The 11226-nt window shown below is 60.4% G+C and carries 11 protein-coding genes; 9 read left to right on the forward strand and 2 right to left on the reverse strand.

Annotation, left to right across the window (positions count from 1 at the left end):
• Positions 1-295 precede the first annotated feature (295 nt).
• From kdpF to kdpE, 9 genes are all read left to right on the forward strand, one after another.
• Positions 296-388 (forward strand): K(+)-transporting ATPase subunit F, encoded by a 93-nt coding sequence (kdpF, locus tag HQL63_05460; protein MBF0176281.1) that lies wholly within the window; start codon positions 296-298, stop codon positions 386-388.
• Positions 385-639 (forward strand): hypothetical protein, encoded by a 255-nt coding sequence (locus HQL63_05465; protein ID MBF0176282.1) that lies wholly within the window; start codon positions 385-387, stop codon positions 637-639. The genes kdpF and HQL63_05465 overlap by 4 nt, the downstream gene beginning before the upstream one ends.
• The gene (gene kdpA, locus HQL63_05470) at positions 636-2462 is read left to right on the forward strand and encodes a potassium-transporting ATPase subunit KdpA (protein MBF0176283.1); all 1827 of its coding nucleotides are present in this window, start codon (positions 636-638) and stop codon (positions 2460-2462) included. Before HQL63_05465 ends, kdpA begins: the two co-directional genes overlap by 4 nt.
• The gene (kdpB, locus tag HQL63_05475; protein MBF0176284.1) at positions 2459-4528 is read left to right on the forward strand and encodes a potassium-transporting ATPase subunit KdpB; all 2070 of its coding nucleotides are present in this window, start codon (positions 2459-2461) and stop codon (positions 4526-4528) included. The genes kdpA and kdpB overlap by 4 nt, the downstream gene beginning before the upstream one ends.
• A 67-nt stretch (positions 4529-4595) precedes the next feature.
• Positions 4596-5177: a potassium-transporting ATPase subunit KdpC gene (gene kdpC / locus HQL63_05480; GenBank protein ID MBF0176285.1), complete on the forward strand. Its 582-nt coding sequence runs from the start codon at positions 4596-4598 to the stop codon at positions 5175-5177.
• Positions 5178-5229: 52 nt separating this feature from the next.
• The gene (locus HQL63_05485; protein ID MBF0176286.1) at positions 5230-5526 is read left to right on the forward strand and encodes a type II toxin-antitoxin system RelE/ParE family toxin; all 297 of its coding nucleotides are present in this window, start codon (positions 5230-5232) and stop codon (positions 5524-5526) included.
• A gap of 3 nt (positions 5527-5529) precedes the next feature.
• A complete protein-coding gene (locus HQL63_05490; protein MBF0176287.1) occupies positions 5530-5829 on the forward strand; it encodes a putative addiction module antidote protein in 300 nt (99 codons plus the stop codon).
• Between the two features lie 18 nt (positions 5830-5847).
• Entirely contained in the window at positions 5848-8529 is a 2682-nt protein-coding gene (locus HQL63_05495; GenBank protein ID MBF0176288.1) for a DUF4118 domain-containing protein, read from the forward strand.
• A complete protein-coding gene (gene kdpE / locus HQL63_05500) occupies positions 8529-9335 on the forward strand; it encodes a two-component system response regulator KdpE (protein MBF0176289.1) in 807 nt (268 codons plus the stop codon). The genes HQL63_05495 and kdpE overlap by 1 nt, the downstream gene beginning before the upstream one ends.
• Here the strand turns inward: kdpE and nadD are convergent.
• Together nadD and HQL63_05510 are read right to left on the reverse strand one after the other, a co-directional pair.
• Positions 9226-9873, reverse strand: coding sequence for a nicotinate (nicotinamide) nucleotide adenylyltransferase (gene nadD / locus HQL63_05505; protein ID MBF0176290.1), 648 nt, complete (start codon positions 9871-9873; stop codon positions 9226-9228). The genes kdpE and nadD overlap by 110 nt on opposite strands.
• Positions 9870-11138 (reverse strand): glutamate-5-semialdehyde dehydrogenase, encoded by a 1269-nt coding sequence (locus HQL63_05510; protein MBF0176291.1) that lies wholly within the window; start codon positions 11136-11138, stop codon positions 9870-9872. Before HQL63_05510 ends, nadD begins: the two co-directional genes overlap by 4 nt.
• Between the last annotated feature and the right edge of the window lie 88 nt (positions 11139-11226).

Here is an 11226-nt window from a genome sequence, read left to right on the forward strand (position 1 = left end):
GGCCTCGCTCGGGATTTTTGGCGGAAATCAGGCCGTCAGGCCGTTCCGCGAACTGCGAAAGTTGAGACTCTAACCGATTTTCCAGGCACTGTCCCCCGCCTCTTGACGTTTTATTGATGACAGCGGCCCAACATTATTGCCCATTTTGATCTTTCCTCCTCCATCATGAACGACATGCCACTCCCCCTGCATGAGGAGCCATCATGAGTGATTTGTTCCATCTCGGACTTGTCGTCGGCTTTTTCATCCTGTCGGCCATGCTCGTTGCGTTGTTTGAACGGTTGCGGAGACCATCATGACATGGATTCATCTGATCAGCCTTCTGGTAGTGGCAGCCCTCTTTGCCTATCTGGTTGTGGCTTTGTTCATGCCGGAGAAATTTTCATGAAGCGGCACCTGTTCGGTATGGGGCTTGGCATGAGTCTGTTCCTGTTCACCATGCTCTCCTGGCTCACGATCCCAACCCGGGAACACCCGTCGGGGGCAACACACGACCTTGCGCACCCCATGGACCAGGATACACCATCCGGGTGCAAAGCATGCCCCTGTCCCGATACAGAATCCGTAAAGCCCATCAAGGCCTATCGCATGGGATTGAGCGAGAAGCAATCCAGTTTTCTGCGGGGTTCCACGCCATGACCATGAACGGATATCTGCAAATTTTCCTCTACATGTCCCTCCTGCTGCTGCTGGCCTGGCCGCTGGGTTGGTACATGGCCCGGATCCATGGCGAAAAAGTTCCCATCGTCGTGCGTTGGTTCTCTCCCATCGAACGCGGCCTGTACCGCCTGTGTGGCATCCGCCACGAAGAGGATATGTCATGGACCCGATACGCCCATGCCGCCCTGGCCTTCAATCTGCTGGGCCTGCTTGCGGTGTACGCGCTGCAACGGCTTCAGGTGTGGTTGCCCCTGAATCCACAAGCCATGGCCCTTGTCACTCCGGACTCCTCCTTCAATACTGCCGTCAGTTTCGCGACCAACACCAACTGGCAGGGTTACGGTGGAGAATCGACCCTCTCCTATCTGACCCAGATGATGGGTCTGACGGTACAGAATTTCATGTCGGCGGCCACGGGCATGGCGGTGCTGGCCGCCCTGATGCGCGGTTTCAGCCGCAAGGAGACCGGGGGGGTCGGCAATTTTTGGGTGGACATGGTGCGTTCCACACTCTACGTGCTGTTGCCATTGAGCTTGATCCTGGCCCTGCTCTTGGTCAGTCAGGGGGTCGTTCAGACCTTCTCTCCTTACCAGACCATCAAGCTCGTCCAGGCAGTTGAATTCGACCAACCCGTCAACGGCCCCGACGGCCAACCCCGCAAGGATGCCAGGGGACAGCCCATGACGGAGAAAAAAATCTCTCAGGAGCAAACGATTGCCCTGGGTCCGGTCGCCTCCCAGGTGGCCATCAAGCAGCTGGGAACCAACGGTGGCGGATTTTTCAACGCCAACGCCGCCCATCCCCTGGAAAATCCCACCCCTCTCTCCAACTTTTTGGAGATGCTGGCCATTCTGTTGATTCCAGCTGCTCTTTGTTTCACCTTCGGCCACTTCGTGGGCGATGTGCGCCAAGGGCATGCCCTCCTGGCCGCCATGACCCTTGTCCTTGTGGCCCTTCTGGCAATCTGCGTGTGGGCCGAACAATCCGGGAACCCCCTGTTCGATCGCCTGGGCCTGGAGACCCGCGCCTCGGACGCCTCCCCCGGCGGCAACATGGAGGGCAAGGAGGTGCGGTTCGGCATCGTCAACTCGGCCATCTGGGCCACGGTCACCACGGCAGCCTCCAACGGCTCGGTCAACGCCATGCACGACTCCTTCACCCCGCTGGGGGGATTGGTCCCCCTGTGGTTGATGCAACTGGGCGAGGTGATTTTCGGCGGTGTGGGCTCCGGGTTGTACGGCATGATCGTCTTTGCCCTCGTGGGCGTTTTCGTCGCCGGGTTGATGATCGGACGCACCCCCGAATATTTGGGAAAAAAAATAGAGGCCTTTGAAGTCAAGATGTCGGCTGTGGCCGTTCTTGTGCCCTGCCTGGTGGCCCTGCTTGGCGCCGCTGTCGCCGTGGTCAGGCCAGAGGGTGTCGCCGGTATCGCCAACCCGGGCACCCACGGCTTCACGGAGATCCTCTACGCCTTCTCGTCAGCCGGGAACAACAACGGCAGCGCCTTTGCCGGGTTGTCGGCCAACACCCCGTTCTTCAACACATCATTGGGCCTGGCCATGCTGTTTGCCCGCTTCTGGGTCATCATACCGGTCCTGGCCATTGCCGGTTCCCTGGCAGCCAAAAAAACCATCCCGGCCTCGGTCGGCACCCTCCCCACCCACACCCCTCTGTTCATCGCCTTGCTGATCGGCACGGTCATCATCGTAGGGGCTTTGACCTTCCTGCCGGCATTGGCGTTGGGTCCAGTCGTCGAACATGTCCACATGATCCATGAACTTCAGGCGGGGAGAAACCCATGAATCGACAACGTTCTCTCTTGGATACCGACATTCTCAGGCAGGCCTTGTCGGAATCATTCCAGCGTCTCTCCCCACAGTATCAAATCCGCAATCCGGTCATCTTCGTCGTCTGGCTGGGCAGCCTGTTGACCACCGGGCTTTTTGCGCTGGCCCTGTCAGGACGAAGCGAGGAGCCTGCCGGGTTTATTCTGGCCATCACTTTGTGGCTGTGGTTCACGGTGCTCTTCGCCAATTTTGCCGAGGCCATGGCGGAGGGACGGGGCAAGGCCCAGGCCGCCGATCTCAAGGGACTGCGCAAGACAGTCTGGGCCAAGAAACTCAAATCGGCGGATCGCCAGGATGCCGCCTCGTGGACAAAGGTCTCATCCGAATCCCTGCGCAAGAACGATATCGTTGAGGTCAGTGCGGGAGAGATCATCCCCGGCGATGGCGAAGTGATCGATGGCATCGCCTCGGTCGATGAGTCGGCCATCACCGGGGAGTCGGCCCCAGTGATTCGCGAAGCAGGCGGCGATTTTTCCGCCGTCACCGGAGGCACGCGCATCCTCTCCGACCAGTTGCTGATTCGCATCACCGTCAACCCGGGTGAAACCTTTCTGGATCGCATGATCAACATGGTGGAAGGCGCCAAGCGCCAAAAAACCCCCAATGAGATCGCCCTGACCATTCTGCTCGTCAAGCTCACCCTGATCTTTCTGTTGGTCACGGCCACCCTGCTCCCTTTTTCGACCTACGGCGTCAACGCGATGCAAGCCGGTACACCGGTGAGCGTGACGGTACTGGTGGCCTTGCTCATCTGTTTGATTCCCACCACCATTGGCGGTTTGCTGTCAGCCATCGGCGTGGCCGGCATGACCCGCATGATGGAAAAAAATGTCCTGGCCACCTCGGGCAAAGCGGTGGAAGCAGCGGGTGATGTGGATGTCCTGTTGCTGGATAAAACCGGTACGATCACTCTGGGCAACCGGCAAGCGTCCGTATTCGTGCCCTTGACCGGTGGCGACCCAAGGAATCTGGCCGAGGCAGCCCTTCTCGCCTCCCTGGCCGATGAAACCCCGGAGGGGCGTTCCATCGTCTCCCTGGCCAAGGAGCTCCTGCAACAGCGTGGCCGCGATATCCGCGCCGAGGGTGCCACCTTTGTCCACTTCACCGCCCAGACCCGCATGAGCGGCATCGACTGGCAGGGACGCTCCATCCGCAAAGGCGCCGCCGAGGCTGTGCGTCGATACGTCACCGCCGGTGGCGGCGCCTGGCCGCCATCCATCCAGGCCGACGTGAACGAGATCGCCCGGCGGGGATCGACACCCCTCGTGGTGGCCGAAGGGTATCAGGTTCTGGGCGTGGTGGAACTCAAGGATATCGTCAAAGGGGGCATCAGGGAACGGTTCGCCGAGTTGCGCAACATGGGCATCAAGACAGTCATGATCACCGGCGACAATCGCCTGACGGCAGCGACCATCGCTGCCGAGGCGGGGGTCGACGACTTTCTTGCCGAAGCCACCCCCGAGGCCAAACTCAAACTGATCCGTCAATATCAGGCCGAGGGTCGCCTGGTCGCCATGACCGGCGACGGCACCAACGACGCCCCGGCCCTGGCACAGGCCGATGTGGCCGTGGCCATGAACTCTGGCACCCAGGCCGCCAAGGAGGCGGGCAACATGGTGGACCTGGACTCCAATCCCACCAAGCTGATCGAGGTCGTGGAGACCGGCAAACAGATGTTGATGACCCGTGGCGCCCTGACCACCTTTTCCATCGCCAACGACGTAGCCAAATATTTTGCCATCATCCCGGCTGCCTTCGCGACCACCTATCCAGCCTTGAACGTCTTCAATATCATGGGCCTGGCCACGCCGGCTTCGGCCATTCTTTCAGCGGTGATCTTCAATGCCCTCATCATCATCGCCCTGATCCCCCTGGCTCTGAAGGGCATAACCTACCGGCCCATCGGCGCCGCCACCCTGCTGCAACGCAATTTGTTGATCTACGGGGCAGGCGGGTTGATCGTCCCTTTCATTGGCATCAAGATCATCGACGTGGTCCTGGTCGCTCTTCACTTGACTTGAGGCAAGAATTCGTCAGGCCATGCCCCAATATCGTCTTATGACACGTTGACGCCACCGAGGTGATATGATGCTTCAGGAATTCAGGCCCGCTCTCTTCATGCTGCTCGTCATGACCCTGTTGACCGGTCTTTTCTATCCGGCCCTGGTGACCACGCTGGCCCAGCTCGCTTTTCCCGCCGCCGCCCGGGGGAGTCTGTTGCATGCCCAAGGTCAGGTCGTTGGTTCCGCCTTGATCGGCCAACCCTTTTCCGATCCACGTTATTTTTGGGGGCGGCCATCGGCCACCACGCCCATGCCCTACAACGCCGCCGCTTCCGGTGGTTCCAACCTGGGACCGACCAACCCGGCCCTGAAGGATGCCGTGACCGGACGCATGGCAACCCTGAGGAGAAGCGACCCACGCCAGACGCAGCCCATACCGGTCGAGTTGGTCACCGCATCAGGCAGTGGACTCGATCCCCACATCTCCCCGGCGGCAGCCTTTTGGCAAGCGCCAAGGGTGGCCCGGGTGCGCTCCCTGTCCGAACAAACGGTGCGTCAACTGGTCGAACGCCACACCCAGGGGCGCACCCTGGGCGTTCTGGGCGAGGCCAGGGTCAACGTCCTGGCCCTGAATCTGGCCCTCGATCAACTCGGCAACCGCCCCTGACACGCGGTAGATTCCTCTTGACGGGCTATAACCTACAGGTTACGTTTTTGACATGGTTGACATGATCCTGGGTACCACATTCAGAAATTGGCTGTCTGGGCTGAAGGATCGGCGTGCAGCCATGCGCATTCACGCCAGGATCGACCTCATTGGTCTTGGCAACTTCGGAGATGCAAAGTTCGTTCGTGGTGGTATTTTTGAACTGCAAGTTGATTATGGTCCCGGCTACCGGGTGTATTTCATACGGCGTGAACTTGCGACGGTTGTACTTCTGGCCGGTGGTGTCAAAAGCACCCAAGATGCCGACATTGCCCGCGCTATCGCAATTGCCAGAGAATGGAGTGATTGAGCCATGACCGAGGAATTTTCCCGTTACGACACCGCTGAATTTCTCAAGACAGAAGAGGACATGGTGCTCTATCTGGACGCATGCCTGGAGGATGGCGATTTCGCACTGACGACGCATGCTCTGGGCGTCATCGCCCGTGCGCACGGCATGAGTCAACTGGCGCGTGACACCGGGATTTCCCGTGAAGGGCTTTATCGTGCGCTTTCTGCCGATGGCAATCCAGAATTTGCCACGGTAATGAAAGTCATCAAGGCTCTCGGCATAAAGCTGCATGCCGGGATGATCGGCAGTGTCTCCCGGTGAGATGCACGATTCCGTAACATGCACGACCCGAACCTCCGCCCCAACCCCGATCATCTTTTGGCTCAACTGGAAGCCAAGGCAACGAAAGAAAAACGCGGCAGGCTGAAAATATTCTTCGGCGCCTCTCCCGGTGTAGGCAAGACCTACGCCATGTTGAGCGCCGCACGGGCCCTCCAGGATCAGGGTACAGAGGTGGTGGCCGGGGTGGTGGAGACCCATGGCCGCAGCGAAACCGCGCTGCTGCTGCAACACATCGAAATCTTGCCGCGCCGCAAGATCGCCTACAAGGGACACCTGCTTGAGGAGTTCGATCTGGATGCCGCGTTGCAGCGCAAGCCCGGGTTGCTTCTGGTCGACGAACTGGCCCACACCAACGCGCAGGGATCCCGACATCCCAAACGTTGGCAGGATATCGAGGAACTGATCGCGTCCGGCATCAACGTTTTCACCACGGTCAACGTCCAACACATCGAAAGCCTCAACGACGTGGTCAGCGGCATCAGTGGCATCCGGGTCTGGGAACGGGTTCCCGACCACGTCATCGACAAGGCGGACGAGATCGTCCTGGTGGACCTGCCTCCCGAGGAGTTGCTGCAACGTCTGCGGGAGGGCAAGGTCTACATGCCCGATCAGGCGGAAAGGGCCCTGGACCATTTTTTTCGCAAGGGGAACCTGCTCGCCCTGCGGGAATTGGCCCTGCGACGTACCGCCGATAGGGTGGATGGTGACGTGCGTGCCTGGCGACGGGAAAAATCGGTTGCCACGGTGTGGCCAACGCGCGAGTCGGTGCTGGTTTGCGTGGGACCGGGACCGGACAGCGAAAAACTGGTGCGCCGGGCCGCCCGGCGCGCCAACCAGACCGGCGCACCCTGGCATGCCATTGCCATCGAAACCCCTGCCATGCACAACCTGCCGGATGCGGCCCGGACACGGATTCTGGCCATCCTGAAACTGGCCCGGGAGATGGGTGGAGAGACGGCCTCCCTTGCGGGGACGGATCCTGTCGCCGTCGCCGCTGGCTATGCCCGGGAATACAATCTGGGCATTGTGCTGGTGGGACGAGACCGCTATCGCCGTTTACCCTGGCAGCGCAGTTTTGCCGAAAAACTTGGCCGCCTCGCCCCGGACCTGGAACTTCTTCAGATCGCCCGTGAAGATGACACCACGGAAACTGTCTCGCCCCCCCGCTTCATCAAGCCACGGAAGTTGATGGACTGGCAGCATTTTCTATTGACCTGGCTGATCGTCGCCCTGGTCACGGCGTGCTGCACACCCTTGTATGATCGACTCGATCTGACCAACATCGCCATGATCTATCTGTTGGTGGTCGTCTTCACCGCCTTGCGCCTGGGGCGTGGCGCTGCGGTTCTGGCCGCCTTTCTCTCCGTGGCCGCTTTCGATATTTTCTTCGTACCGCCACGTTTCACATTTGCGGTCCACGATGCCCAATACCTGGTCACGTTTGCGGTCATGCTGACCGTGGCCCTGGTCGTGGGGCAACTCACGGCAGGGTTGCGGTTTCAGGCTGCATCGGCCACAAAACGCGAACAGCGCATCCGGGCCCTCTACGTCATGTCCAAGGAGCTTTCCAGCGCCCTGAGTGTAGAGGATATGACCCCTATTTGCCTTCGCTTCATCAAGCGCGCTTTCCGGGCAACCGTCGTCGTATTCATCCCCGACCATGCCGGTCAGTTGCAGCCCGTCGGTGGGGCCAGCGTCTCTCCTGCCGTCGATGTGAGCATCGCCCAGTGGAGCCATGACCATGGCCGACCTGCCGGTGTGGGCACCGATACCTTGCCCTCGGCCAAGGCCCTCTACATCCCGCTCAAGGCCCAGACGCGCCCGTGCGGCCTCCTGGCGCTGCTGCCGGACGAGGCCAGTTGGGACATAACCCCTGAACAACAACAACTGCTGGATACGAGCGCCGCCCTGATGGCCATCGCCCTGGAGCGGATCCATGATGGAACCCTGGCCCGCAATGCCCAGGTGGACATGGAGTCGGAACGGCTGCGCAACGCCCTGTTGTCGGCCATTTCCCATGACCTGCGCACCCCGTTGACCGTGATCACCGGACTGACCGACGCGCTGTATATGGCATCTCCCTCCCTGTCCGAGCCCCATATCAGCCTGGTGCAAACCATCCGGGAGGAGGTGGCCCGCACGGTGGACATGGTCAACAATCTTCTGGACATGGCCCGCATGCAGTTGGGGCACATCGTCCTGAACCGGGGATGGCAAACCCTGGAAGAGATGATCGGTCTGGCCATGCGGCATTGCCTGCCCCTGCTCGCACGCCATACGGTTCACATCGACCTGCCGGCCAATCTGCCCCTGTTGGAAATGGACGTGGCCCTCATGGAACGGGTCTTCAACAACCTGCTGGAAAATGCCGCCAAACACACCCCGGCGGGAAGCCTCATCACCATCTCGGCACATCCGGATGGAGACTTTGTCACCATTTCCTTGCGCGACAACGGACCTGGTCTGCCCCCTGGCATGGAACAAAAGGTGTTCGAGAAATTTACTCGTGGTAGAATGGAGTCGAAGACAGCCGGCTTCGGCCTGGGCCTGGCCATCGTCCGTTCCATCATCGAGGCGCACGGAGGCAGCGTGTATGCGGAAAACCACCCGGAAGGGGGGGCCCACTTCATCCTTCGTTTCCCGACGGGAACACCTCCGCCCATGCCGGAAGAGATGTAATGACCACCCCATCATCCACCCAGATCACGATCGTATTCATCGAAGATGAGCCGCAAATCCGCCGCTTTGTCCGTTCTGCCCTGGAGGGGGAACAGCACGGGGTGGTGGAAGCGGAAACGGGAAGGCGCGGCCTGATGGAGATTGGAACCCGTCGCCCCGACCTGGTGATCCTGGATCTGGGCCTGCCGGACATGGATGGCGTCGAACTCATTCAGGATCTCCGTTCCTGGTCCAACCTGCCGATCCTGATCCTTTCGGCCCGCACCCAGGAGTCCGACAAGATCAGAGCCCTGGACGCCGGGGCGGATGATTATCTGACCAAACCGTTTGGCATCCCGGAGTTGCTGGCCCGGGTGCGCGCCCTGCTGCGGCGGGCCGCCTGCGCCTCGGTCGATCAGCCTCAGACCGTTCGCTTTGGGGAGGTGGAGGTCGATCTGGTCCAACGCCTGGTGACCCGGTGTGGCGAAACCGTCCACTTGACCTCCATAGAATATCGCCTGCTCACCCAATTGATTGCCCATGCGGGACGGGTCTTGACCCACCGTACCCTGTTACGCGATGTGTGGGGACCAAACCATGTCGGCAATACCCACTATCTGCGCGTCTACATGTCCAACCTGCGTCGCAAGCTGGAGCAGGATCCCAATGTACCCAAACACATTTTGACAGAATCCGGCGTGGGATACCGCCTTTCTGTCAACACATGTAGAGATCGTGGCGATGAATGTAGGCCACAACCTTCTGTGGCGTCAAATAGCGCAAGGATCGCCCCATCCGCTGACGGGCCCGCAGATCCGTCGAGCTGATTTCCAACATAGTGATGGGCTGCACCAGAAAGCTGTAGCCGTTTGCTGATCGGTGCATCTCTCCGGCCCGCTCGACCCGCGCCGTCGCAAAGTACTGCCCGGCCCGAGTGCCTTCCCAGGTTCCCTGGTACCCGGGCCGCACCAGGAGGCAGAGATGCGCCAGCCGGATCAACTGCTCCCAATCCTTCCACAAGTGCATCTCGGCCAGCAAATCCGCCCCAAACAAAAAAACCAGCTCCCTGCCGGAATGCCTGCTGGCCAGGGATGCCAGAGTCTCGGTGGTGTAGGCCGTGCGTTGCTGATCCGCTTCCAGGGTGCACAGAGCGAACCCGGGCTCATCGGCGATGGCCAGTCGGGTCATCGCGACGCGATGATGCACCGCCGCCAATCGATCATCCCGTTTGAAGGGATGCAGACCGGAGGGGAGAAACAACACCTGTTCCAACTGCAAAACCTCCCGCACCTCCAACGCCGAACGCAGATGACCAAAGTGGGGTGGATTGAACGCGCCACCCATGATGCCGATACGGGGTGTCATGGGCGCAGTTGGCCGTCTCCCAGAACGATATATTTCAAACTGGTCAAACCTTCCAACCCCACCGGCCCCCGGACATGCAACTTGTCGGTGGATATGCCCATTTCCGCTCCCAGACCGAACTGAAAACCGTCGTTGAAGCGCGTGGAGGCATTCACCATGACCGCCGAAGAGTCCACCTCCTGCAAAAAGCGCATGGCCCGGGGATGGTCGCGGGTCAGGATGGCCTCGGTATGGCGGGAGGAGTGGCGTTCGATATGTTCCAGGGCCATATCCATGCCGGAGACCACCCGCACGGAAAAGATGGCTGCCAAATGTTCGGTATCCCAATCCAGCTCGGTGGCCGGCGTGACGGGGGCCACCCCGGCAAGAACTCTTTGGGTCTCCGGGCAGCCACGCAGTTCGCAGCCAGCGGCGGTCAGGCGTTTCGCCATGGCGGGCAGAAAATCGGCAACGATGCCGGCATGGACCAGGAGAGTTTCCGCCGCATTACACACACCAGTCCGCTGCATTTTACTGTTGAAGACCACCTCCTGGGCCATGGCCAGATCCGCCGATCGATCCACAAAGACGTGGCAAATGCCGTCCAGGTGTTTGATGACCGGGATGTGAGACTCGGCCATGACGCGGGATATCAACCCCTTGCCCCCCCGGGGAATGATCACGTCCACATGCCGGTCACTTTGCAGCAGCGCCCCGACCGCTGCCCGGTCGACGGTATCGATAAAGCAGACCGCATCACCCGGCAACCCGGTATCTTCCAGACCCTGGGCCAGGCAGGCGGCGATGGCCCGATTGGAGTGAAATGCCTCGGAACCGCCCCGCAGGATGACGGCATTGCCGGATTTGACGCACAACCCGGCGGCGTCGGCGGTCACGTTGGGGCGGGATTCGTAAATGATACCGATCACCCCCAAAGGCATACGCATCCGCCCGACCCGCATCCCATTGGGCCGGGTACGGATCTCGGTGATCTCCCCCACCGGATCGGGCAAAGCCACCACCTGAAGCAGACCCTCGGCCATCTCGCGTATGCGCACATCGGTCAGCCGCAACCGGTCGATCAGGGCAGCGCCGAGGCCGTTTTTTTCCGCCTGTTCCAGGTCCAATTGATTTTGCTTTTGCAGTACAACACTTTGGGCCAGAAGGGCATCGGCCATTTTCGTCAAAGCCTGGTTCCGCGCCGCTCCAGAACTCCGCACCAGCTCACGAGCGCCCCGGCGCGCCCGGAGACACACTTTTTCCACCATATCCGTGATGTCGGTCATCAATCTTTTCCTCGGCCATGACCCAGAAAAACTATTGAAAGACTGGGATGGAGGTCCAGGAGGAAGGGCTGCGCCCTTCCTCCTGGCG

It is taken from the genome of Magnetococcales bacterium, from assembly GCA_015231175.1.
Taxonomy (GTDB): Bacteria; Pseudomonadota; Magnetococcia; order Magnetococcales; family DC0425bin3; genus HA3dbin3.